Here is a 23936-nt window from a genome sequence, read left to right as displayed (position 1 = left end):
CGCGAGTCATCGAGTTCGTCAGGGAAGGAGATCGTTGTCCAGAATGTCACTGCAATCGATCGGGATTCCCTCCCACGCAGCTTTCACAGCGTTGTATCCGGTCCAGCCCTCACGTTCCAACAGTTCACCGCAGGCTTCACAGAACTCACGACGAGAAATCAGGTCGTTGTCGGAGAGAATGTAGAACAGAAACGGCGGTGCCAGGACACGAATGTCTTCGTCCTGGTCCTCGACAGCGCGACGAATCGAGCGCCGGCCTGCCGCGTCCATCAAGATGACGTAGTCGATAGCGTCCGGATTCTGTACCACTTCCTGTCGGAGTGACTCCTCGCCGGCGTCCGCCCCATGGGGCCGGGGAACACTCGTCACTCGCGTGAGCGGGAGGTCGTCATCCGCGAGCGCCTCGAGCGCGGTACGGCTTCCGTGATGAAGCCGGTAGGGACGACTGCCTGCCGGCGCGGTTTCGCGTGTTTCCTCGACGTGCCGCTCGAGTTCCTGTTTGCAGACGTTGGTCGTTGTGAGCCCGATGTTCTCGGTTATCTCGGCCCACAACGAGCTAGTCGCAACGGCGATCAGCGTGTCCGTATCGACGAGGATTGGATACCGCGTATCGTCGCCAGCCATCTAGACGAGATAGTCGCTGGTATCGTCCTCGGCGGCCTCCCGGAAGGCGTCGATGTCTTCTTGAAGGCGGTCGAACTCGTCACCGAGGAGGACTCGAGCAGCGTCCTCCGAGAGGTCGCCCGCCGAATAGTGCTCGTAAATCGCAATCTTGTCGTCGTCGGTCATCGCTCGACGAAGCATCTGTGTGAGTCCCTCACGTGCGAGTTCGCTGATATTGATCCCGCCCAGATGGATGGCATCCAGTTCGGTTGCTGCCTCTTTGAGCGGGCCAGCACGGAATTTGATCGTGTCGTCGAGCGATTCCTGACTCATAGCAGGGGATACGGAGGCCGGTCTGATAAGTTGTTCCCCTGTGTTTGAACATGTTGGTACACTTTTTAGCGCTGTGTCTTCGTCGCGCCAGAAAGTTGGCCTGCTGATAGAGATACGAGGCTAAGATCTCGCCCGTCAGGGTGGGGAGGATGTCAACACTCAGAATCTGAATACAGTCGTACCCACTTGTCGCGATTCGAGGGACCCTCGAAACAGACTGACATCGCCTCGGTCGCCGGACACATGAACTACGAGCGACAACAGTGAGAGAAGCTTTCACTGCTACTTTATGCTTTAGCAACACGTCTGTAGAGATACGCACTCCGTCCGGAGTTCGAAGTCTCATGTCAAACACAATCGAAACGACAGTCAGGAGTGGCACCGCACGCTCGCGGCCCGGCCGTACTATTGCATTCACAGTCGGGCTGCTTGGAATCGCACTCCTCGCACAGATCATCGTCGGTGCCGTCGCGTCGGTGTCCTATCTCAGCCTTGGCGGGGCCTTCGAGAACCCGTGGGCAGTCGTTATCCTGACGATCCCCACACAGTTCGTGCTCCTCGGCGTCGGCTACCTGTTCGTGACTCGATATCTGAATGGACTCCGTGCCGCCGTCCCCTCGAGAACGCAACTCGGGCTGGTCGCTGGCGCGACTGTCCTCATGCTCGCGCTCAACGCGGCCGGGAACCTGGCGCTGTCGAGAGCCGGCGTCGTGACACCGCCAGACGCGATGCTCATTGCAGCGTCCGCCCAGCCGCTGATCCTGCTGGCGTTCGCCGTGCTGTCGCTGGTACTGGTCGGGCCTGCCGAGGAACTCCTCTTCAGGGGTGCCGTGCAGGGGAACCTCCGGACGGCGTTCGGTCCGGCCGTCGCGATCGGGGCTACCGCGGTCGTGTTCGGGCTGATCCACGTTTCGAACTTCCTGGCTGTCGGCGCACCCCTGACGGTCGCCGTCTGGGCGAGCATCGGGCTTGTCGTCCTCAACGGCGTCATCTACGGCGGACTCTACGAACGAACTGGCAATCTCACCATCCCGATTCTCGCCCACGGCCTGTTCAACGCCGTCGGGTTCGTGTTCTACTTCGTGACGATCTAAACGCCACGAACGTATTCGATTTCTCGGTCCTGGCTCCGGTTTCGCGACGACCAGTATACTTCGGCGAGACTGACTGTGTAGTGCGAACCGGTTGGCCTCGTCTCGAACACTGACCCGTGCAATCACGCGTCAATTTGTCTATATCTTCGTGCGGGACGTACCACTGATCATGTCTTCCCGATCTCAGTTACTGTCGTTTGCAGTCGTGGGCATGGTCGTGATCGCCAGTGCGTTCGCGTTCATCGGGTTCGCGGCGGCCGAACACCGGACGGATGTCCAGCAGCAGGTCGCGACCTCGTCCACGAACGGCGCGTCGATGACTGTGCCAACTGCGCTACAGCTCTACGTCGTCGGGCCCGAACCGATGAGGGGGCAGGTCGAAGACGCGTTGGTCACCGCGTTCGACGACCGGGGAATCGACGCCCAGGTCGTGACTGACCTCCAGTCCGCGTACGACCGACCGGTTCTTCTGGTTGCAGTTCGGGACTCCCGCCTCGCGTACAATCCCATCACGCCGTCGGCGGCAGTCTCGATAGGTTTCGAGTACGCGGCGGACGGGAACGTGACGCAGTTTGGCCAGGACGGTGACGCGGCCTTCGACGTAGCGCTCGTCGACGACCGACTCATGCGTGGCGAGACGATCGCGGTCGTTCTCGACGACCAGAATACGCTGTTCCGGAGCGGCGAGATACGAGTCACCGACGAGAGTAACGGTGTGATTTCCTGGCCGGGGTATCAGGCATACGTCCTCGAAGCGGTCGGTGAAAGCACCGTCGTCTCACTCCTCGATACTGATTAGCGTCGCTGGCCGTGCCGCGGAACTATCGCTCTCTGCTGCGACAGAGTGTCAATAAGACTATAAGTAGTTAGACAGCGTAGTAGAGTCAATGACCTCTATCGTCGAGCGCCGGCCAGTCGTATTCACACTCGGGACGGCGATCGCCATCGTCGCGGTGACGGTGGCGTTCCGCCTTCTTGTCGCACCACTCCTGCCGTGGCTCACGCTGGACGGCGTGGGACTCGTCCTGAACTGGGTGTTCGTCCTGTTGGTCGTCGGTCTCGTCGCGTGGCTGGGCTGGTGGGAGAAGATCCGCCTGACTGCACCGGTCAACCGACGTGCACTGGTGTACCTGCTGCCGTTCGCCGCGCTGGTCCTGTTGCCGGTCGCGTTCGGACTCCGGATTCCCGAAGTCTCGCTCGTGACGGGCGAAGTGTTGCCCGTGTGGGCGACGCTGCTCGTCCTCGTGGTCGGCGTCGCGCTGGGCGCTGCAATCCTGGAGGAACTCCTCTTCCGTGGTGTCCTCCTCCGTGCGCTGGAGTCACGCGGCCCGCTCGTCGCCGGGATACTGCCGGCTGTCCTGTTCGGCCTCACGCACGTCTCGAAGATTATTCTCGGCGGATCCGTCGCCGAGTGGCTGCCCTCGATGCTCCTGATCATCCCGCTCGGCATCGGTCTCGCGGCCGTCACGCTTCGCCTCGGGAGCCTCTGGCCGCTCGTACTCTACCACTTCACGCAGGACGTCACGGGCCTGCTGGCCGCCAGCCAGTCGTCACTGTACGTCCTCAGCACCCTGGGCCTAGTCGCACTCGTCGGCGTGATGGGCCTGTGGCTGCTCTGGCAGGACCACCGTGTCTTCAGAGCCGAGCGACTGGCTGCCGCTTCGGATATCAATGATCCAAAACCGACCTGACCGGCGCACTACTTTGATTTCCTGCTGTCAGTCTCTCATTCTCCACGACACTCGGTCACGATAGAATCCCCGTCGATTCCGAGTCGGTGATTGATCATACTGGGCGCTACCTGCGACGAACATTTGTGGTGATCAAATCATGCGGAGTTGATGCTGTATTTGCGCTGTGTATGCAGCATCACTCCCACCACCTCCTCGGTCTCTTTCAATAACGGCGTGACCGATGTAGAGGGTGAGTGTAGCAGACCAAGTTCCACCTCACGATGAACGCGGCTAAGATTCTTCCGGCAGCCGGCTTTGAACACAAAAGGCAATTAAAACATGCCCCACACTCTCCTTTTGATCTCAAGTAGTCGAGATGGTACCATGGCAGAGTTAGGACTGTGGACAAACGCGGTAGGTCTCCTTACTATACTGGTGGCCAGAAGTAATCGGATATTCACCCAGAGAAGCCCCGTTTAGAAGAGTTGAGACGGTTATTCTACCAAGATGCCGCGTGAAGACTTCTGGCTGTTAGTATAGTATAGTAGGTACCCTGTTGCTTTTCATGCACACGACCAACCAGTACCATTCGGCCATACAGGATATCGGATCAATAGCTGTGGCGTATCTCGGTCTCATTCTCCTCGGGGTGTCGGTATCAGTCACGGGAGTCGCACTGGTGCTGAGGGCGAATCCTGATTGACATGGGCATCGTGCGGCACGGTCGCGGTTCGACACGCGAGTGACCGACTCGCGCCCTGTATTCAGCAGCGTCTGAACGAATGACTGAGTATCTGATAGAAGCGGCCTGCTGCATACAGAGATTCACTGCAGCAGTCCGTTACCGACTACATACCGCGCATGAGGGTTTGCACTGGGATACGATATGACAGGAGTGACGCGTCAGCGGGCATTGTTCGGACGCGATCGTTAGGTATTGCGAGTAGTCGAAGATTGCGAGGCGTTCGACTTACAGACCGTCGATTATGGACAAGTAATCGGCTACACGGGTGACTGTCCCGTCAAAACCGCTCGAAATGGGATTCTCCGAGTCGGGAGCCATAGCAAGTACGGTTTTGGAGAACTACGAGTGAAACCGGTCGAAACACCGACTGACGAGGAGGTGAACGCCAAAGGCACCACTATGTAGCTGTTTGTAGTAGAGCACCTGCCTGGATGCCTCGGAGTTCCCGATACAACTGATAAAGATATCGCACTCCAATCAAAAATTACGGCGGCGTCTGCCTCGCCAACACGCTCCCTGAGGTATTCCCTATTTTTACGCCGTTAGCGATGATGTTGCTGTCTCCGAACCCCGTGGAATCCAAACTTCATGACCGCGCCCATCTGTTGAGAGCATAACCTGAGGCAGTAGCAGAAGACCTAATACTCTATACGTGGAACATGGATTGTGATGTCAACGGGCTCTCGATTGAGTGATTCCGTAGATCCTGAGGAGACACTCGGTGACCTCCTCACCTACGCCGAATTGCTGAAGACGCCGCAGTTGGCACGCCTCTACATCTATGTCCTCCAGCACGGTCCGGTAGCTATCGAGACCGTCAAGGCTGATCTCGATATTCCGCATTCGACTGCCTATAAGTACGTGGGCGAGCTCGAAGAGATGGGTATCCTGACTCGCCACGAAGACGAGACGCCCACCCAGATTGCTGTTGACCCGATTCGTCTCACGCTCGAAACCGCGCACGGTGATGTCGTCGCAACGCCCGTTCTCGTCGATGCTATCGGGCGACAGCTCAAGAACGAGGACATCCGAGTGTTCGTCGATCGTCAGGGGATTCCGAAGCTCGCGGCTGCCCTCCATTACACGCTGCGGGTGATGAATGGCGAACTCACCCAACGCACTGCCACTAACAAACTCGATGTGCATCCAGTGGAGGGGATGACCGTCATTACGGCGTTACAGGAGGTCATCGAAGCGGCGAGTGAATACGACCCATACCTGGAGCCTTCGGAGTAATGCCGGCCGAGGAGTTGCCGAGCGATAGCCTCGCAATCGTCGATACCAGTATCATCTACGCGATGGGTGGCCCATCCAATGAGAAGTATCAGGCCTTCGAGCAGTATGTGACACGGCGGAACATCAGCGTCCGAATCCCCGACCATGTCGCTGAAGAACTCGGTGAAAGTCCGGACGCATACCACTATCAACGTGACAGGCTGCGATCGGCACAGGATGCTGGGTGGCTGGAGCGAGCAGATGTTGACTTTACTGATTCCGATGTCTCCGACGCCATCGACAGGACGCGAGAGCGGATCTACAATCTATCGGCGGATGATGTCACCGAAGACGAGATCGAGACAACCGATGCCGTGCTTGCTGGACTGGCGTACCAGTATGCTACGGAGCAGACGGGCCATGTCGCAGTTCTGGTCAGTGATACACTGGCCGAGCAGGCGATTGCTGATGTCCTCGCAGCGATGGGCGTTGGAGAAGAGACATCAGTAATCGAAGGTCGGATATTTCTGGACGATTTGCTGGATACGCAGTTCGATTGAGTCCCTGCAATTGAGGGTTTGGACTCCCGTTGGTTCCGTGGCTGTTGCTGCTGTTACCCCACGCAGTAGATATTCATTCGGCTCGTGGGGTAACTCTTAATTGAGGCAGCACAGTTAAGATTCAATTTCCGGTTCTTTGCGACTCAGTCGTAGTAGCTGATGCGTTCAACAACGTCTGCAAAGGCGACGTTCTCACGGACATCAGTAATCTCGATGGTGACTCGCTCTCCCTGCTCGGTATCGGAGACAATGACAACAAAGCCACGTTCGACACGGGTGATCCCGTCGCCCTGATCGCCGATGTCTTCGATTTCGACGGTCCGCTGTTCACCTTCTGTGACCGGTGGTTCCTGTGGTTCTGGTTCGAACTGTGACCTTGTGTCGGTATCGACGGCTTCGGTGGTTGACGGAGAAGGAAGCACAGCTACACGGTATGTTCCGCCTTGACCGATGTTCCCACGTTGAATCTCTCTTTTTGGAACTTCAACGATATACGATCCGTCCCGCTCTTCAAGCGTGGCCGAAAACAGGCAGCGAAGTTGGTCAGGGATATCCATCAGTAGTACCTTCTGCGATACACCCGAGCGAGAACACTTGGCTCTGCTGTCCGAATTCGTTCAGACCCCGTCGGAATCCAGTTGTTACTCTGGCGCTACAACATCCTCACACGACGGACATTCGGCCCATGTTCCATCGGTCCCGTCGTCTTTGGTGTACTCAACGAGCAGCCACGCCTCTGGAATACGCTCGCCGCAGTCCGGGCAACGACCAAGAGACGATTCGTCGGTGTTCATGCAAAGGGACTGGAAGGAGCGTGTGACAGTGTTCCTTCCATTCGTTCTTGCTTCGTCCTCGAATGTAAGGTTTCGGCGTTTTCCACGTTCAGAAACCCGTTTTCAGGTCGGTTGAACTGTCCACTAAGGTTAACTCACCATCACCTGTACTGCAGGGACGATGGGAGTTCACTCGCTCCTCACGCGACTACTCTCTGGTGGTGGCTCCGATGTCGTAGTTGAGTGCCGCCACTGTGGGACAACTGTGTCGTCGAAGGCTGAGGAGTGTCCGGACTGTGGGGGCAGTGAAATTTGTCGATACGAAATTCCGGAGTAGTCTCGTGGTTTCGTGCGAGGATGCGATCGCTGATCAGTACAGAGGATCGAGCTATCACGACGAACAGCCTTCTACTAATATCTGTCACAAACGGCGTGCTGAATACAGGGCGCGTATGCAGCAGGCTCTACTCGTCCCAATTTTAATTCCAGTGATAACAAATGGGGAGTCTATGGACTTGGTCACCCGATAGGATAGGAATCGCTTCACGATGAAGAGAAAGTACTCCATGAGCGAGTTCTACTTGAATCCCTCTACAATGCAATCGACGAAGTCTTCCCGAAACAAGCCGACTCTTGCACAAGCGAAGGTAAAATAATCCCCTATTTCGATGGTCTGAGTCAGGAGTAGACATCGCTAATCGGAGCCAGCCGCGTTTCGACGGGCGACCTAACGGAGTCGCGCTAAAACACGGAGCCGGATAGCAATTGAACGCCTGATCTGTTATTTTTTAAGCGGTATTCTGAGAACGGAAGATTGGTGCGGAAGACATTATTCCTAATTAAGAATACACGAACGGGGCCGCAGTTGACCAGATATTGGACCGGTTGTCTCAATGCATAGGCGACATGGGATGTTTGAGTGTTGGCCACGCCCCCTATTGTGACATCACGAACTCGAACCGCGCCCCATCTTCGGGCTCGTCTGTCACAGACACCGTCCACCCGTGAGCCTCCACGATCCGTTTTACGATGGTCAGTCCGAATCCGGTGCCCCCACTCGTCGAAGAGTGGCCTGGTTCGAAAACCTCTGCGCGCCTCTTTGCGGGAATCCCAGACCCATCGTCTTCGACGTAGATGGTGTCCTCATCGACGCGTCCGACACGAACAGTCACGTCCGTGCCACCGTGTTCGATAGCGTTTCGGAACAGATTCTCGAATACGTGTCGTAACCGGTCGCGATCGCCCTGGAACGTCATCTCGTCAGCTATCTCGAGGGTCGCCGCGTCTGCATCTACCGTTCCCCAGCACTTCCCGACGAGGTCGGTCAGACTGACCGTCTCCGTTTCGTCTATCGTCTCACCCTGTCGAGCGAGTGTCAACGTGTCCATGACGATTGCCTCCATCCGGTCGAGCGATTGTACGAGTGGATCCAAATGTTCGCTCTCCGTTTGTTCGTCAAGGAGTGTTGCGCGGGCCTGTGCGACGTTGAGCGGATTCCGAAGATCGTGGGAGATGACACTCGCAAACTCGTCGAGCCGCTCCTTTTGACGACGAAGCTGTCGTTCCCGTTCGACACGGTCAGTGACGTTTCGGGTGATTCCCACAAGACGGGTTACGTCGCCGTCAGTGAGTACCGGTGCGAGGTTCGTCTGCCAGATGCGTGCCTCCTCGTTGACTCGCAGTTCTTCCTGATACGAGATCGGCTCACGAGATTTGACACACCGGTGATAGTTTGCTTCGAGTTCTGCTCCCGCTTGCTCACCAAACACGTCTCGAGGCGTTTCTCCCCGGACCTCTTCGGTCGTGAGGCCGGTTTGACGCTCGTATGCCGGGCTAAGACGGTCGAACTCGAACGTAATGTCGTGGTCTGAAGCGTCGACATCAATGAAAAATATCGCGTCCTCTGCATTGTTCAGGAGGGCCTCGTACTCGCCAGCGAGTTCGCGGAGTTCGCGTTCACGGTTTTTCCGTTCGGTAATCTCACGACTGTTGAGGAGAATACCGTCGATGACATCGTCGTCGAGTCGGTTCCGCATCGTGGCCTCGATCCAGCACCACGACCCGTCGGCGTGTTTGAATCGGACTTCGACTGTCTGGGGTTCGTCCGGGGTTTCCAGAACGGCTTCGACCGCGTCGGCATTTCGTTCCCGGTCGTCCGGATGGACGAACTCGTATCCAGTGTTCCCGACCAATTCCTCGGGATCGTAGCCGAGGACTCGTGTGACGGCGGGGCTCACGTACGTTATCGTTCCCTCTGTGTCGATGATCGTGGCGACATCGTTCGACTCTTCGACCAGCGTCCGATGCAGGTCCGTCTGCTTCTCGTTCTGAGTTTCCGAAGGTCCAGTCTCTTTCATTGGTCAGTGGTGTTCGGCGGGTGTTCCCCGAGCGGATGCGTCGGCGGACATCCGGGGGAGACTCAATACGATGCCTGTTCCACGCGATGCGTCATCCACGAAGGTGACTTCGCCACCGTACAGCGAGACAGTCCAGTAGACGATCCAAAGCCCGAGTCCAGTACCGTGCTGGAGCGGTGTTTCCTCGCCCCGTTTGATCGTTTTCAGTTCGTGAGTTGGAATCTCCGGTCCGTTATCGATAATTTCGATGTCGATCCACTCTTCAGACCGCCTTTCACTGGATGGCCTGGCGGTAACCATCACCTCGGGAACCTGTTTATCGTTGTGGACGACAGCGTTGTTCAGTAGTTCCTCCAGTACCAGTCGCAATCGGTGGTCTGCTCGAGCGTGGAGTGGATCGGGATCATTGAAATCGAATGAAGCGGCCGGATACTCCTCGGAAAAGCAGCTAACGACGTCACCAACCAACTCCGTCACATTGGTAACGGTCTCAGATGATACATCGTCTTCGAACAGTGAGCGTACAGTACCAGCTTTGTCACTCAGCGTCGCCAGGGCGTTCACTTGTTCTTCGATCGCGCTCACATGCGCCTGGGCTTCGTCATCGCTTAGTGATTCATGGAGTAGTTCGGCCCGACCCCGAACAACGGTCATTCCGTTCTTGAGGTTGTGGCGCAAGACGCGATTGAGCACGTTGAGTTGCTGTTTTCGCAGCCGACGGTTCGTCACGTCGGCTTCGATCGTGACGAAGTGTGTGATTTCTCCGTCGTCGTTCCCGATGGGCGAGATCGTCTGGTCGACGTGGTACAACTCCCCGTTTTTGCGCTGATTGATGAGATTCGCATTCCACTGCTCGCCCGAGAGAATCGTCTGCCACATCCGATCGTAGAACACCTCGTCCTGTTTCCCTGACTTGATAATTCGGGGCGTCCGACCGACGGCTTCCGTACGAGTATAGCCGGATCGGGCTTCGAATTTCGGATTCACGTACTCGATGGTTCCGTCCCTGTCAGTGATGAAGACTGCATGCCCTGCATTTTCGACAGCTTTTTTGAACAGTTGGAGGTCCATCTCGCGCTCTTTGCGCTCGGAGACGTCCTCCTGAAATCCGACGTAGTTCACGACGGTGCCAGTGTCGTCTCTCACTGGCGCGATACTGACGCGGTTCCAGAACTGGCTGCCGTCCTTCCGGTAGTTCCGGAGTTCCACGGACACCGGCTCGTCGTTTTCAACCGCCGTTCGCATTTCAGCGACTGGTTCATCACGCGTCTCCTCTCCCTGAAGGAACCGACAGTTCCGCCCGAGCGCCTCTTCCTCAGAGTACCCCGTCAGCGCTTCGAATCCCTCGTTGACGTAGATCATCGGGTTGTCCTCCCGGTCGGGATCGGTGATGGTGATCCCGACGGGTGCTTTGTCCATCGCCTGGGACTTCAGCTCGAGTTCTCGTTCGTACGCTTTCCGTTCAGTCACGTCGCGTGCAGAGAGGATTACCGGTGACTGTTTGGAATCCCCGAGCGTCGCAGCCGACATCTCCAACTGTCGCTGTTGTCCCCCATTTGTTTGACACGTGAGGTCGTCTGTCGTTCCCTGCCCGGCCTCCCGTACCTCCTGGAGAAAGGACCGAAACCGCTCGCGATTATCGGCGTGAATCGTCTCCGTCGGGGATACAGAGAGTAATTCGTCACGCGAATATCCCACGAGGTCACACGCTGCCGGATTACACTCGGTAATCTCGTCGCCAGAAGGGGCAACCACGAAGATCGCGTCGTTCGTCGAATCGAACAGCCGCTGAAATCGAGTCTGAGCGTCCTCGTAGCGCTCGGACAACTCCACCGACTGCTCGCGCCTAGCCAACAGGTTCCCCACTCGACGAAACAGGGTCGTTCGGTCAACAGGTGCTGCCACCACTTCGTCGATGAGCAGTGGTCCGTCGCCGTTCTGCTCGGCCGGCAGCGGGACAGTTCCCCTCGACCCCTCCTGTTGGATCAGCAGTACGGGAGTGAAAGTCGGATGGACCTCGTTTTTATGCTCCCGTAACGCGTCTCGATACGTTGGTACCATCTGTTCACCAACGAGGTAACAATCGACGGGCTGGAGGGTGTCGTCGGCGATGACGTCGTACCGCTCGTCGAGAAATTCTTCGAGGGCTTCCCGGTCGTTATCGCCCTGTATCAGGAGTTGTATGGTGTGTTTGTCACTCACTTCGCGACTGGACCGGCCGGTCATGATTGATCGGTTGTTCTGTGGGACCCGTCTGGAACGGGATGCGTTGAACTCCCCTGCATGATTCCTCGAACGGTATCGAACGGGCCTTCGATAACCAGTCCCTCGTCGGATTCGATAGCGAACCGGTGGAACCGGCTGTCGAAATCCCCGAGTCGTTTTTTCACAACGCCGATCGCTCGGTCCAGTTCGCCGTCAACCTCCACGTAGGAGAGGAACACGATGTTGTCCGCGATGTAGCTGGTGTTCGTACTCGTAGCTTCCGGGATACCGGTGAGGCGGTCCGCCTCGTCCGTGATGATGACTGCGATACCGCGATTCTTGAGTATCCGGGTGAGACCGTGCAGCCGCCGAACGAGTCGCTGATCGTTGCCCTGGAGCGAGATCTTGTAGCCCGAGAGCCCGTCGATGAACACCGCGTCCGGCGCGTGCTCGTCGACCTGGTCGAGGACGTGATGATCGAACTCCTCGGCGGAACGCACGAGCGGTTCTGTCTCTGTCAGCCACAGTGATTCCTGCGCCCGCAATTCCGAAATCGGGAGTCCGAGGGTTTCCGAGCGATGGACGAACTGGTCGATAGACTCCTCGAACAGGTATCCGAGTGCTGTCCCACCGTCTTCGACGATGCCCGACAGTATCTGTGCACCGGTGGTGGATTTTCCGATGCCGGTTGGACCGCTGATAAACGAGACGGTCCCGCGTTCGATTCCACCACCGAGGAGCCCGTCGAGAGGTTCGTGTCCGGTGGAGATGAGTTCCGGATCGAACGTTCGGTTGTCGTGTTTCGGGATGGTCTGTGGGTAGACTTCGATCCCGTGCTCGCGGATTTCGAGTCCGTGGGTGCCGTCGATCTGTCCGAGGCCGCGGTGTTTCGGGACCGCGATCCGGCGCTCGTGCTCGTCGAGCGACAGGTTGATGACGCCGTCGCTAAGCGATTCAAAGTCGTCGTGGGTGGTCTCGCGAGTCCGTTCCCTGTCGAGTGTTCGCGTTGCGACTGTCGTCACCTGCCGGTTCCGAAGAAACCGGATGAGCGATTGCAACCGCTTCCGGTACTGGTATTCGTCCCGTTCCACGTACTGAAGTTGTGTGATCGGGTCGATGAGAATTCGGTCCGGATCGACATCCTCGATTACGTGTTTGATATCCTGCGTGAATTGCTCGGATTCGACTTCGGTCGCCTCGACCAGGTTGTAGGACTTGTCCTCGGCGAAAAAGTCCGTCCCGGGCCCGATGTCCAAAAACTCGGCATCCCGAATGTCGACGTCGAGTCGTGCTGCGTTGACGAGAATGTCGTCTCTGGACTCTTCGCCATGGATATAGACGACTGTTTCGTCGACATCGAGGCCTGCTCGCAGGAAGTGCTGGCCGAGCAGCGACTTCCCGGTTCCTGAGGCGCCTTGGACGAGGTACGTACGGCCCCGGATGTACCCTCCCTTGAGCAGTTTGTCCAGTTCGGGGATACCCGACGCTACCAGTTCGATTTCCTTGGTTGCCGTGTCGCTGGTATCATCAGGCATTTTTGTTATGTCTCGAGAGCGGGCCCAGAGGCAAATAAGCCGGCGGTCTAGATAACGGCACACGTGAAATATTTTTGAAAATGATTCCGGTCAGTGTGTAGCTTTGACGCCGGTAATCTCGAAGCGTGCGCCGTCCGTCTCGCTGTCGGTCACCCGGATTTCCCAGCCGTGTGCCTCGACAATCTGCTCGACGATCCGCAGGCCAAACCCCGTTCCATGCTCTGCGGTCGAATAGCCAGCCTCGAAGATTTCGTCTCGCTTGCTCTCGGGAATCCCGGCCCCTGTATCCGCCACGTAGAAGCCACCGTTCAGGTCACCGACGTGAACCGTCACTTCATCGCCTCCGTGTTCGACCGCGTTCCGATAGAAGTTCTCAAGGAGTTGCTGGAGGCGACTCTTGTCTGCCTTGATCACGTGTGTCGCGTCAGTTTCCAGCGTCGCCTGATCCGTATCGACGGTTTCCCAACTGCGCTGGGCCACGTCTGCAAGTCCAACAGGCTCGGTCCCGGTCACCGCTTTGCCCTCACGCGCCAGTGTCAGCAGGTCGTCGATGAGTGCCTGACTCCGGTCGATCGCGTCGGCTGCCCGGGCCAGGTGGTCGCTGTCGCACTCTTGTTGAGCGAACTCGATGTGCCCGTCGGCCACGGTGAGTGGACTCCGGAGGTCGTGGCTGACGATACTCGTGAACTCCTCCAGGCGGTCCCGTTGTCGTTTCACTCGTTTGCGCTCGCTAATGTCGATATAAAACGCGAGCGTCCCAGGTGACTCGCCTCTCGCTCCTTCCCGGGGGACCGCCCGCAAAAGCGTCTCGACTGTCTCCCCGTCCGCAGTCACCAACTCTCTGTTTTCGCGGACGAACTCGCCACTCAGTGCACGCTCGTAGCCGCCTTCTTCCAGCAATTTACGCTGTGACTCGGTAGTGTAAAACCGTTCGAGTTGTGCGCCGATGACGTCTGATTTCTCGTAGCTCAGGGTCTCGACGAACAGGTCGTTGCAGTCTTCGACGATCGGCCTGCCGTCTTCGGCGCGTGTAACGACCGCCATGACCGGAGCTTCCTCGAATAGATACCGGTACTGCGCTTCCAGTTCCGTGGTCAACGTTTCCAGTTTCTCTGTCCGGTCTTCGAGTTCCCGTTCCTGTTGTTTTCGTTCGGTAATATCTTGCAGTGTGCCACGAACACTGACGACGCTGCCGTCTTCGATCTCGGGATCGCCGCGGGTGCGCACCCAGCGACGGTTGTCAGCTTCGTCGATCAGCCGGAGTTCGAGATCGTAGGATTCGCCGGTCTCGACTGCTCGATCGAACGCGTCGCGGATTACGGGTCGGTCGTCGGGATGGTAGAAGCTGAGGCTCTTCTCGGGGCTCAGTTCGTCCTCCGGGGAGAGTCCATGAATTTCGTAGGTCTTCTCCGTAAAAAACGCCTCGTCGGTCCGCACGTCGTAACTCCAGGCCCCGACGTCAGCGATGGCCTGAGATTTTTTGAACAGGTCGTTTTGCCGTTCCAGTTGTTGCTCGCGCTGTTTGGCCGGAGTAACGTCCCGCAGCGTGCCGACAGACCCTTCGAACTGGTCACCTTCGTAGGGGAGAACGCCGATGTGGTCCTCGCAAATGATTGGGTCACGCTCGCGCGGTTGCAGTGTCACTTCGAACGAGACTGTCTCCGGGCCGTCACTCGACAGCAACCGCCCCAACTGGTGTTCCGCCCGTTCGACGGCATCCTCGTCTTTGATTAGCGATGGTGCGTTCCCGAGAATCGTTTCCCGGTCGTAGCCGACTAACTCGACGAGTTCGTCGCTGACGTAGGTAAACCGCCCCTCGTCGTCGAGCACGTACACCGCGTCTGTCAGCGACTCGATGATCGTCTCGTATCTTTCGAGTTCCTGTCGACGCTCTGTCCGGGCGGTAATATCATGACCCGCTCCACGCAGTTTCGGTACCCTCCCACCGGATTCTACGACCGGAGTGATCGTCATTTCTATCAGACGCTCGTCGCCGTCCCCTGGCTGAAGTCGCCACGTATTGTGCAGTTCCTCGCCCGTCTCGAAGGCCCTGGTGAGTGTTTGCTGAATGTCTTCGCGGTCGTCCGGGTGGAACAGTGTGATCGCTTCCTCCAGAGAGATTTCGGCCTGGTCAGGGCGACCGATAATTCGCCGGGTGCCAGCCGTCAGCAGGACAGTCCCGCTCTCTCTATCCAGTTCCCACCCACCAGTGTCGCCGGCGAACTCCGTCAGTCGCGCCAGTTGTTGCTGTCTGTCGACCCGCTGTGCCTCGCGTCGTGCCTGAACGGCATTCTGGATCCGGTTGGCCAAGAGTTCGTACCGTTCGGTGCCGGACCCCTTCTGGAGGTAGTCGGTGACGCCAGCAGAGATGGCGTCGCTGGCGACAGCCTCGCTACCTTTGCCAGTGAATAAAATAAACGGCAAATCAGCATATTCCTCCCGGACAGCCTGCAAGAACTCGATCCCATTCATACCAGGCATATTGTAGTCCGAAATGATACACTCGGGTCGATGATCATCGATTTTCTCTAACCCCTCGTCGGCGTTCGTCGCTGTCTCGACACTGAACTGGTCGTCCTCCTGCTCGAGAAACGTCGCAGTCAGGTCCGTGAGGGATGGTTCGTCATCAACGTGCAGAACGTCTACCGTTTCTATTGTCTCAGTCAGGACGTTGATCTCACTCATGTTTCGTCCAAGATGGTTCCAGGATCTATCCAGACGACCTGTTCGTCCTCCAGAGCGACGATGCCGTTGATAATCTCCTCATCGACTGCTTCGACAGATTCGGGATCGATCGTCACAATCCGGAGCACGTCCGTTACCATCCAGCCAGAACGCTCGCCTGTCATCATTTCGGTATCGAAAACGATCATCCTGTCCTGGCTGATCCCGTTGGCCTCGTATTCCTCTGGCAGGAGCCTGGCTCTCGGATCGATGATTCTCGTGGTCTCGCCGCGGAAATCGAGTTCCCCTTCGACGTGAGGCGGCGAATCCGGGATCGAAGATACGTCTTCCCGCAGACTGCTGACGACCTCCGCGATATACTCAATGTCGATGCAGTACTGTTTCCATCCAAGTGTGAATTCGAGGACTTGGTGTGACCCCATGTGCTCACACCTCCCCATCGCGATCCGGCGTCCGTCCCTCAGTCTCGGATGTGTGGTGCCCGCCGTCGGGTGCGGCCGCCGATTCCGGTGTCGTCTCGATTGCAGGACTGGAACCCGATCCGGTGTCGAAATCCGACACCTGGTCGTGCAGGTCTTCAGCGAGCGCGGACAGTTGCTGGACGTTCTCTGAGGCCTCGGACAGGGAGGCTGTCTGTTCTTCGGTCGCGGCAGAGACGTTGCTCGCCTCGGCCGCAGTCTGCTGACTGACGCTGGAGACCTCGTCGACCATCGATACCACTTCCTCGGACGAGGCCGCCTGGTCGTCGGTAGCCTCGCTGATCTCCCGGATCCCGCTTTCGGCCTCCTGAACAACGTTGGCGATCTCGTCGAACATCTCGATGGCGTCCTCGACCGTGTCGGCCCCGCGCTCGACGCGCTCGCTCATCTGTTGCATCCCCTCGACGGTATCGTCCGTCGTCGCCTGGACCTCTTCGATGCGCTGTTCGATGTCGGCAGTCGCGTCGGCTGCTTCCTCTGCCAGAGACTTGATTTCGTTTGCGACGACACCGAACCCCTCGCCTGCTTCCCCGGCCCGCGCGGCCTCGATCGAGGCGTTGAGTGCGAGCATATTCGTCTGTTCGGCGATTTCAGTTATCATCTCGACGATCTCTCCGATCTGGTCCATCTTCTCGTCGAGTTCCTCAACTTGGGTGGCTGCCTCGTCTGCCCGGGTTTCGATCGACTGAATCTCCTCGGTCGCATCTGAGGCGTACTGCCGCCCGGTCTCTCCCCGTTCGACGGCCGTGCTGGCGGTTGCAGCCACCTCCTCGGCCGAGGAGGCGATCTCCTCGACGGTCGCAGACATGTCGTTCATCTCGCTGGCCACCTCCTGGAGGTTCTCGCTCTGGGTATCGGCCCCGCGTGAGATCTCCTCGACGGACTCAGCGACCTGTTCGCTGGCCTGTTCAATCTCCTCCGAACTGCTCGTCACTTCTTCGCTCAAGGTTGCGACATCGTCCGCGATGGACTGGACGCGTTCGACGCTCGTATTCAGTTGCTGGATCCCGTCTTCGAAGTCACTCAGTGTGGATCCAAACGTTCCCGGGTAGTCCGTGTCGATATCCTGATCAAGGTGTCCGTCCTTCAGATCCCGGCTTGCGGTCGAGATCTGTGTGAAGCTCTCCGACAGCTGGGTGGTCCCGGTCGCAAGATCTTCCAGCACGTCGCCGTACTGCCCGGGTCGGTCGGTGTCGATATTTTGATCGATGACACCCTGCTGGAGGTCGTCACTCACACCCCGGATCTCCTCGAAACTCCCGGCGAGTTCGTCGGCACCCGCTTCGAGATCGGCGACGGTTTCCCCATATTGGCCCGGATAGTCGGCCTCGAACTCCCAGCCGAGATCGCCCTGTCGCAGGCCACGGCTGGCGGTTCCGATCTGCGAGAAAACGCCCCGGACGTTCGACTGCATCTCACTGAACGCCTCGATCATCCGGCCCAGTTCGTCGTCTTCGACGTGGCTGTCGAGATCGTTGTCGAGATCGCCGGCACTGACAGCCTGTGCAGTCTCCTCCAACTTGGCGATCGGCGGGATGATCCGTCCGGCCACGAACAGGCCGATGGCGATCGCCAGGACAAACGATACGAGAGTCAGTCCGATAAGTAACCACTGGACCGTCGCTGTGGTGCTGTCTGCCGACGCGACTGCTGTTTCTTTGTCCTCGACAGCGAGTTCTTCAAGCGTGTGTGCGTCCTCGCGCATGTCAGTCAGTATTGGGTCGAGTTCTGCCATGTGCTGTCTGGCACGCTCCGTCTCACCGGCCGCTTCTGCATCGAACACCTCCTGAGCAACGGCCGTGTACTCCTGATGTTTAGACTGCAGATCGGCGAAGGCCTGTTGTTCTTCCTCGCTCAGGTCGCTTTCATCCAGCTGCTGTGCCCACTCATCGAAGTGGGAATTGGCCTCCTCGAAGTCGGCTCTGGCCCCGTCCTCGTCGAGCAGAGCTGCCTGGACTGCCAATTGTTGTTCCTCGACGGCGACCAGCATCTCCATGGACGCGTCAATGTCATCAGCGTCCTCGGAGATGACGTGGGCTTCGCCATCGACGGCTCCCACGGCCTGGTACCCGACCAATCCTGTTACACCGACCAGCAAGGCCACGAGCACGAACGCCAGGATGAGTTTCGGCCGCAAGTCGAACCGATCGATTTTCACCTTCTCCAGCATGCCACACACTCTCACGACCAACCCAATAATTAGTGACTCTAGATAACAGGATGAGTATCACGGCTGAGAACCAACCATCGTCTCGATCCGCAACTTCTCCGTTCGAAGCGTCCCTCGAAGCCCCAGCCGAGAACATCGACTGAGTCGTGCTCCTGGTAGTGTGCCGGTATCTAGATGCGGGACTTATGCTCGTGTTCGATCCAATCACGTCCATGTCCGATTCGCCGCAGTACGGCCGAGACGATTTTGGACGGGGCGGCCTCAACGACCAGCTGGACGCGGACTCGCTTGTTGACGAGATCGGCCTGGATAAGTCTGAAATCCGGTGGCGGAAGGATTTCGTCGGTTTCACCGACGACGACATCCGCCGCCTTCGGACGTATCACAATGACTTCGTGGACAACGCCGAACAGGTGGCCGAGGACTTCTACGACAACCTGACTGACCACGAAGAGACAGTCGAGGTTATCGGGCGGTCGCCCAAGAACGTCGAGCAACTCAAGCGGACGCAATCGGCGTATCTCGTGACGCTTGCCGATGGCGAGTACGGCACAGACTACTTCCGGGACCGGGCCCGTATCGGCAAACTCCACGACATTTTGGATATGCCGATGAAACACTATCTCGGCCAGTATGGCGTCTACTACGATCTCATTCTCCCGCTGGTGGGCGACCGCCTCGTCGAATCACTCACCGAGCGCCTGACCGACGCTGTCGCAGACGGCGGGACTGAACCTGCCTCTGGCGGGGGAGAGGACGCGTTGAATCCCGGACCTGATCTCTCGCGTCGCGAAATCGAAACAGCGGTCGAAGAAGAGGTCGACGACGCCGTGCAGGATATCCTTGCGATTCTCCGAGTCATCAATCTCGACATGCAGGTCGTCACTGACACCTACATCCACTCATACAGCCAGCAACTCGAGGAGGAAATAGAGCGCAACGAACGGTTGATGGCCGACGTCGAGGAAGACGTGAAACAACCGGTGAGTGACCTCCAGACGAGCGCCGAGGACGTCGCCGAGAGCGCCACCGCAATCAGCGACGCAGCGACCCAACAGTCCGAACGGGTGGACGAGATCTCGTCCGAGGTAGCGAACCTCTCGGCGACAATCGAGGAAGTCGCATCGACAACCGATCAGGTCGAGAGTGCGAGCGACCGGTCCGAAACCCTCGCCGAAGACGGCAAGGAAGCCGCCGACACTGCTGTTGGGGTCATGGACGATATTGGCGACGCTGTAAACGAAGTGGCGGACGATGTCACCTCGTTACGGAACCGTGTCCAGCAGATAGACGAGTTCGTCGATGCGATTGACGGCATCGCCGAACAGACGAACATCCTCGCGCTGAACGCGTCGATCGAGGCCGCTCGTGCCGGGAAAGCGGGTGAAGGATTCGCCGTCGTCGCAGACGAAATCAAGTCACTCGCGAAGGAGTCACAGACACACGCCAGTGATATCGAGACGATGGTCGATGAGATTCAAACCGATGCCGAGGAGACGGCGGCCAATCTCGCTGGCACCACCGAGCAGGTTGATCGGGGTATCGAGCAGGTTCAGGACGCCATGGACAGCCTGACTGAAATCGTCGAGGCTGTCACCGAAACAGCGAACGGAATCAGCGAAGTCGCAGACGCGACCGACGACCAGGCTGCTGCTGCCGAAGAGATCGCGTCGATGGTCGACGAGGTGGTCGATCGGACCGACCGCGTCGCAGAAGAGATCGAGAGTCTGGCTGCGGCGAACGAGGAACAGGCGGCGATGGTCTCCGAAGTGGAGGAGTCAGTAATGCGCCTATCTGGTGAACGCTCCGCGACGGACGGCGGGCAGGATACCGTCACTACGACTGACTCCGAGCAGGTGTCGATTCCGCAAGACCTCCCCGACGACATGCCGGACTTCGTGATCGAAACGCTCTCCGAGGAGCAACTGCGAGAGGTGGCTATCGGGAACCGTGATCCGACAGACCTGCTGTGATGAGGGGCTTCCAGCGGAAACAGGATCGTACCGATAGCGAAAACAGACGGCAGCAGACGCTGGAGATAGCAACGAGGGAGGAGTACTGAATGGATTCACGTTCGGATGCGTCGATGGGTCTCCGGGACAGTATCGAGTATATCAGGCACCGCGAGAAGGAACTCCGTCTGTTCAACCTCGATTCCACTGACGCGATACACGAGGACCTCAGGTCGTATTTCGAGACGTTGAACGTGCGAATCACCGTCGACCGAACGGCATCTGGGAAACCGGAAGGCGTCGCAGTCCTCAGCAACGCGGCGGAAGTGCTCGCGGTCGTCGACGTCGCGACCCTCAGGGAGTTGCTCGAAGACGCGCCGACAGGAGCCGGCCAGTTCGGCATAGCCGACGGGAAATACGAGGACATCCTCCGTCATCTCAAGGAGACCTCCTTCACGTCGTACGATACGGAACAGTTGCTATACGCGTCCCGGGAAATCGAGGACCGTGCCCGTCGGGTCGGCCAGGGTACGATTCACGCGGGGTTTCAGCAGTGCTCGGTCATGGCGGAACAACGATCCGTCTACACCGATCTCGCTCGTCGAGGGGTCGCTGTACACGCCTACGGCGTCCCCGACGCTACGCCACCGGATTTCGGTTCCGGGCACGTTCATGCAGTTTCGACGGCCGAGATTGCTGAAACGTGGTTTGTCGTCTCCGACGGCGGTGGCGACGATACGCAGAAGACTGCTTTAGTTGCCCGCGAAAACGACGACATTGGATTTCACGGAATTTTGATGTACGATCCGGGATTCGTTGATCACCTGCTCGCTCACCTGAATCAGACCTACGACTCCTGAACCGACGACGTGACATCTCCCCTCTAAAGTTCACATGCGAGAGTGCATACCGAATCCCTCATCTCGATACAGAAAACTGACAAATATCTGGTTGGAAGAAATATCACCACTATTCTAAAAATATGAAATGAGTAATATGTTATTTAAAGCTGGGTGAAAGACCGTGATGTGAGATGAGCGGACAGGATCGGCAGAATAGAGATGGCGAGGAAGAGCAGTCGAATCGCGCCGACGCTGTCGAAGCCGATTCTGTTACGTGGCGTGATATTTTCGAGACTGAAGAGCGCACGTCAGAACGGGCCGAAGTAGTAGACGAAACCACCGAGTCCGGAGAGACAGCCGAGAGAAAACTTCAGGAACGAACGAACGCGCTCAACGCGCTCAAGCGGGCGAGTGAACTCTTTACTGGCCTGTCTGACGATATTGACGACAGTATTCGGACGTACGTCGCTGAACTCCCACAGTGGTTCCGGCGTTCGAAAACAATTGAGGCCAGGATCCGGGTAGGAGACGATGTGTTCGAAACTGATGGATTCCATCAGACTACAGACACCCTGACAGCGAAGGCCTGCACACGCATCGGAACATCTGTCTCGATAACAGTCGTCTGCACGGACCAGCAACCCAGCACGGGCCAGCGGGCGTGGACCGGAACCGAGCGGGAACTGGCCGAGGCGGTCGTCACACTCATCAAATCAGCAATCACTCGATGGGAGATAGACAGTCTGAAGCGCGTGTCCGATGGCGTTGCCGCACTCGACAGCGACCTCTCCTACGCATACGTGAACCAAGAGGCCGAACAGCTTCTCGGTCAAGACAGCGAGGAACTACGCGGTGAATACGTCTGGGACGTTTTCCCCGAAGCGGTTGACACCATCGCCGAAGAGAAAATCCAGACGGCTCTCGATACGCAGTCATCGACATCCTTCGAGCGATATAATGCCGAAAAAGAGCAGTGGGTCGAAGCCAGAGTCCACCCGAGCGACGACGGCGTCGTCATCGTCTTCTCCGATATCACCGACTCGAAAGTAGCCGAACAGGAACTGGATCACGTTCTGGAAACGACTCCCGTTGGAATCATCCTCCTGAACGCCGAGGGGGATATCACTCGCACAAACTCCCGTGCCGAAGAGTTACTTGGCCTGTCCAGACACAAGATGGATGAAAAGGGGTACACCCACCCCGACTGGGACATCTGGGACGAGGCGGGCAACCCGATCACGCGTGAGGACCATCCGATCACGCGTGTCTTTGAAACCGGCGAGACCATCCAGGGGTTCACTCACGGAATCACACTCCCGGACGGCTCCGAACGGTGGCTGTCGAGCAACGTCGCTCCCGTCAAGCGCGAGGACGGGTCTATCGAGCAGATCATCGTCGCGCTGGAAGACGTCACCGTTCCCAAACGTCTCGAACAGCTTATCGAGACGTTCCAGCCGGCCGACGAGATTCTCAACAGCGCAACCGCGGCCGAGGAGACCAGACAGGCAATCTGTGAGTTGCTGACGGACACGCGAGAATACCAGTACGCACGGATCAGTGAGCACACCCCGGGCACGGAACTGATCGAGTCGGATCTCCAGGAAGGGTCGGGATCTGTCGCTGCCGACGAGTCGGTGACCCTCCCGATACAATCGCAGGCAGAGGTCGCTCCGGCAGCGCTCGCTGTCGAAACAGGCGAGATACAGGTGGTTACGAGGGCCCAATCCGACTCACGGTTTGCACGGTGGCGAGCGGATACACTGGACAACGGGTTCCAGGGTGGCGCTATCGTTCCTCTTCAGCATAGAGGTCGTGTCTACGGTCTACTCGTCCTGTATACACACCGTGGGGAGGCCTTCGGGGGCCGCGAGCAGACACTCCTGACAACGTTCGGTGAGCGGGTTGGGCAGGTCCTTCACTCACTCGAGACAGAGCGCATTCTCCACGCCGACAAAATGGCCGAGCTCACCTTCGAGAGTACTGACTCGGCGTCGTTTTTTGTCTCCGCTTCTGAACAACTAGACTGTACGATCGAGGTCATGGACACGATTCCGGCCTCGAATGAGATGCTCGTCCACTATGCGTCCGTTCAGGGTGCTTCGTTGGATGCCCTCGGTGATGTCGCGGAAGACGCGGACCGGGCCGCCCAGTTGCGACAGATCCGGCAGACTGAGCATCCGCCTGGCGGAGAAGTCGAAATCGGGCTTCGCCGGCGGTCCCTGGCACAGACACTAGTCACAGAGGGTGCAGTCGTCACGACGGACACAGTAACTGACGGTCGGGCCGAAGTCGTCTGCGAAGTACCACTCGGTACCGATATCGGGTCGCTGGTGGCACGTGTGCAGGAGTCGTTCCCGGAAACCACGTTTGCCTCGAAACGTGAATACACTCCGGCTGCGAAGACGGATGCACACGCAGTCGGGTGGGTGCTCTGTAATATTTTCGAGGAGGAACTCACGGACCGTCAACAGCAGGTCCTGCGAGCTGCGATGTACGGTGGGTACTTCCGGTCACCGCGACGCAGTACGGCAACCGAGATCGCCGACGCGCTCTCACTGACTCAGTCGACTTTCTCCTATCATCTACGAAATGCGCAGCAGACGCTTTTTGAGCGGCTATTCGATCGATTACAGCGATAACCACCGACACTCTGTCGGAATTCCACGTATCCCGAAGAGGAGATTACTGTCCACTTGTCGCTCCTCGAGGTCGCGT

Annotated in this window: 19 protein-coding genes and 1 pseudogene; 9 read left to right on the top strand and 11 right to left on the bottom strand. The window is 58.0% G+C overall.

Translation table 11 applies throughout. The features are described from left to right. Nucleotides 1-18: 18 nt before the first annotated feature. Together MUG96_RS20320 and MUG96_RS20315 are read right to left on the bottom strand one after the other, a co-directional pair. Nucleotides 19-624 (bottom strand): hypothetical protein, encoded by a 606-nt coding sequence (locus tag MUG96_RS20320; protein WP_246988909.1) that lies wholly within the window; start codon nt 622-624, stop codon nt 19-21. Next, nucleotides 625-936 (bottom strand): DUF8065 family protein, encoded by a 312-nt coding sequence (locus tag MUG96_RS20315; RefSeq protein ID WP_246988908.1) that lies wholly within the window; start codon nt 934-936, stop codon nt 625-627. Between the two features lie 344 nt (nt 937-1280). Here MUG96_RS20315 and MUG96_RS20310 point away from each other — a divergent pair, with 344 nt between their 5' ends. The 6 genes and pseudogenes from MUG96_RS20310 (at nt 1281) to MUG96_RS20285 (ending at nt 6223) form a co-directional block, all read left to right on the top strand. Next, entirely contained in the window at nt 1281-2030 is a 750-nt protein-coding gene (locus MUG96_RS20310) for a CPBP family intramembrane glutamic endopeptidase (protein WP_246988906.1), read from the top strand. A 169-nt stretch (nt 2031-2199) separates the two neighbouring features. After that, entirely contained in the window at nt 2200-2829 is a 630-nt protein-coding gene (locus MUG96_RS20305; protein WP_246988904.1) for a hypothetical protein, read from the top strand. A gap of 88 nt (nt 2830-2917) precedes the next feature. Then, a complete protein-coding gene (locus tag MUG96_RS20300) occupies nt 2918-3721 on the top strand; it encodes a CPBP family intramembrane glutamic endopeptidase (RefSeq protein ID WP_246988902.1) in 804 nt (267 codons plus the stop codon). 922 nt (nt 3722-4643) lie between these two features. Beyond that, nucleotides 4644-4853 (top strand): annotated as a pseudogene (locus MUG96_RS24315) (hypothetical protein); the annotation flags it as partial. A gap of 264 nt (nt 4854-5117) precedes the next feature. Beyond that, nucleotides 5118-5684, top strand: a complete 567-nt coding sequence (locus tag MUG96_RS20290; protein ID WP_246988900.1) for a DUF7437 domain-containing protein — start codon at nt 5118-5120, stop codon at nt 5682-5684. Continuing rightward, nucleotides 5684-6223 carry a PIN domain-containing protein gene (locus tag MUG96_RS20285; protein WP_246988898.1) on the top strand — a complete coding sequence of 180 codons (540 nt, stop codon included), beginning with the start codon at nt 5684-5686 and terminating at the stop codon, nt 6221-6223. Before MUG96_RS20290 ends, MUG96_RS20285 begins: the two co-directional genes overlap by 1 nt. A 143-nt stretch (nt 6224-6366) precedes the next feature. Here the strand turns inward: MUG96_RS20285 and MUG96_RS20280 are convergent, their stop codons facing one another. The 8 genes from MUG96_RS20280 to MUG96_RS20245 all read right to left on the bottom strand — a co-directional run bounded on the left by MUG96_RS20280 (nt 6367) and on the right by MUG96_RS20245 (nt 18427). Then, nucleotides 6367-6780, bottom strand: a complete 414-nt coding sequence (locus MUG96_RS20280; RefSeq protein WP_246988896.1) for a TRAM domain-containing protein — start codon at nt 6778-6780, stop codon at nt 6367-6369. A gap of 84 nt (nt 6781-6864) precedes the next feature. Further along, entirely contained in the window at nt 6865-7017 is a 153-nt protein-coding gene (locus MUG96_RS20275; RefSeq protein WP_246988894.1) for a DUF7837 family putative zinc-binding protein, read from the bottom strand. A 914-nt stretch (nt 7018-7931) separates the two neighbouring features. Beyond that, entirely contained in the window at nt 7932-9353 is a 1422-nt protein-coding gene (locus tag MUG96_RS20270) for a PAS domain S-box protein (RefSeq protein ID WP_246988892.1), read from the bottom strand. A 3-nt stretch (nt 9354-9356) separates the two neighbouring features. After that, complete coding sequence (locus MUG96_RS20265; protein WP_246988890.1) at nt 9357-11555, bottom strand: PAS domain S-box protein; 2199 nt, start codon at nt 11553-11555, stop codon at nt 9357-9359. A gap of 20 nt (nt 11556-11575) precedes the next feature. Continuing rightward, complete coding sequence (locus tag MUG96_RS20260) at nt 11576-13093, bottom strand: ATPase domain-containing protein (RefSeq protein WP_246988888.1); 1518 nt, start codon at nt 13091-13093, stop codon at nt 11576-11578. A gap of 90 nt (nt 13094-13183) precedes the next feature. Then, nucleotides 13184-15778, bottom strand: coding sequence for a PAS domain S-box protein (locus tag MUG96_RS20255; RefSeq protein ID WP_246988886.1), 2595 nt, complete (start codon nt 15776-15778; stop codon nt 13184-13186). Then, the gene (locus tag MUG96_RS20250) at nt 15775-16200 is read right to left on the bottom strand and encodes a chemotaxis protein CheW (RefSeq protein ID WP_246988884.1); all 426 of its coding nucleotides are present in this window, start codon (nt 16198-16200) and stop codon (nt 15775-15777) included. Before MUG96_RS20250 ends, MUG96_RS20255 begins: the two co-directional genes overlap by 4 nt. A gap of 4 nt (nt 16201-16204) precedes the next feature. Next, nucleotides 16205-18427 (bottom strand): HAMP domain-containing methyl-accepting chemotaxis protein, encoded by a 2223-nt coding sequence (locus MUG96_RS20245; protein WP_246988882.1) that lies wholly within the window; start codon nt 18425-18427, stop codon nt 16205-16207. 212 nt (nt 18428-18639) lie between these two features. Here MUG96_RS20245 and MUG96_RS20240 point away from each other — a divergent pair, with 212 nt between their 5' ends. Both MUG96_RS20240 and MUG96_RS20235 read left to right on the top strand, forming a co-directional pair. After that, nucleotides 18640-20400, top strand: a complete 1761-nt coding sequence (locus tag MUG96_RS20240; protein WP_246988879.1) for a globin-coupled sensor protein — start codon at nt 18640-18642, stop codon at nt 20398-20400. A gap of 113 nt (nt 20401-20513) precedes the next feature. Further along, nucleotides 20514-21239, top strand: coding sequence for a DICT sensory domain-containing protein (locus MUG96_RS20235; protein ID WP_246988877.1), 726 nt, complete (start codon nt 20514-20516; stop codon nt 21237-21239). 290 nt (nt 21240-21529) lie between these two features. Here the strand turns inward: MUG96_RS20235 and MUG96_RS20230 are convergent, their stop codons facing one another. Then, on the bottom strand, nt 21530-21778 hold the full coding sequence (locus MUG96_RS20230) for a hypothetical protein (RefSeq protein WP_246988875.1): 249 nt from the start codon (nt 21776-21778) through the stop codon (nt 21530-21532). Between MUG96_RS20230 and MUG96_RS20225 the strand changes: the two genes are divergently transcribed. Continuing rightward, complete coding sequence (locus MUG96_RS20225) at nt 21755-23860, top strand: PAS domain-containing protein (protein ID WP_246988873.1); 2106 nt, start codon at nt 21755-21757, stop codon at nt 23858-23860. The genes MUG96_RS20230 and MUG96_RS20225 overlap by 24 nt on opposite strands. Nucleotides 23861-23936 lie beyond the last annotated feature (76 nt).

This window comes from Halorientalis marina (assembly GCF_023028345.1).
Taxonomy (GTDB): domain Archaea; phylum Halobacteriota; class Halobacteria; order Halobacteriales; family Haloarculaceae; genus Halorientalis; species Halorientalis marina.
This window is presented reverse-complemented; position numbering and strand designations above follow the sequence as displayed.

Excerpts from the sequence above, each read along its gene's own strand:
- MUG96_RS20320 (WP_246988909.1), bottom strand. The coding sequence starts at position 624 with ATGGCTGGCGACGATACGCGGTATCCAATCCTCGTCGATACGGACACG.
- MUG96_RS20315 (WP_246988908.1), bottom strand. The coding sequence starts at position 936 with ATGAGTCAGGAATCGCTCGACGACACGATCAAATTCCGTGCTGGCCCG.
- MUG96_RS20310 (WP_246988906.1), top strand. The coding sequence starts at position 1,281 with ATGTCAAACACAATCGAAACGACAGTCAGGAGTGGCACCGCACGCTCG.
- MUG96_RS20305 (WP_246988904.1), top strand. The coding sequence starts at position 2,200 with ATGTCTTCCCGATCTCAGTTACTGTCGTTTGCAGTCGTGGGCATGGTC.
- MUG96_RS20300 (WP_246988902.1), top strand. The coding sequence starts at position 2,918 with ATGACCTCTATCGTCGAGCGCCGGCCAGTCGTATTCACACTCGGGACG.
- MUG96_RS20290 (WP_246988900.1), top strand. The coding sequence starts at position 5,118 with ATGTCAACGGGCTCTCGATTGAGTGATTCCGTAGATCCTGAGGAGACA.
- MUG96_RS20285 (WP_246988898.1), top strand. The coding sequence starts at position 5,684 with ATGCCGGCCGAGGAGTTGCCGAGCGATAGCCTCGCAATCGTCGATACC.
- MUG96_RS20280 (WP_246988896.1), bottom strand. The coding sequence starts at position 6,780 with ATGGATATCCCTGACCAACTTCGCTGCCTGTTTTCGGCCACGCTTGAA.
- MUG96_RS20275 (WP_246988894.1), bottom strand. The coding sequence starts at position 7,017 with ATGAACACCGACGAATCGTCTCTTGGTCGTTGCCCGGACTGCGGCGAG.
- MUG96_RS20270 (WP_246988892.1), bottom strand. The coding sequence starts at position 9,353 with ATGAAAGAGACTGGACCTTCGGAAACTCAGAACGAGAAGCAGACGGAC.
- MUG96_RS20260 (WP_246988888.1), bottom strand. The coding sequence starts at position 13,093 with ATGCCTGATGATACCAGCGACACGGCAACCAAGGAAATCGAACTGGTA.
- MUG96_RS20255 (WP_246988886.1), bottom strand. The coding sequence starts at position 15,778 with ATGAGTGAGATCAACGTCCTGACTGAGACAATAGAAACGGTAGACGTT.
- MUG96_RS20250 (WP_246988884.1), bottom strand. The coding sequence starts at position 16,200 with ATGGGGTCACACCAAGTCCTCGAATTCACACTTGGATGGAAACAGTAC.
- MUG96_RS20245 (WP_246988882.1), bottom strand. The coding sequence starts at position 18,427 with ATGCTGGAGAAGGTGAAAATCGATCGGTTCGACTTGCGGCCGAAACTC.
- MUG96_RS20240 (WP_246988879.1), top strand. The coding sequence starts at position 18,640 with ATGTCCGATTCGCCGCAGTACGGCCGAGACGATTTTGGACGGGGCGGC.
- MUG96_RS20235 (WP_246988877.1), top strand. The coding sequence starts at position 20,514 with ATGGGTCTCCGGGACAGTATCGAGTATATCAGGCACCGCGAGAAGGAA.
- MUG96_RS20230 (WP_246988875.1), bottom strand. The coding sequence starts at position 21,778 with ATGGAATCCATCAGTTTCGAACACATCGTCTCCTACCCGGATCCTGGC.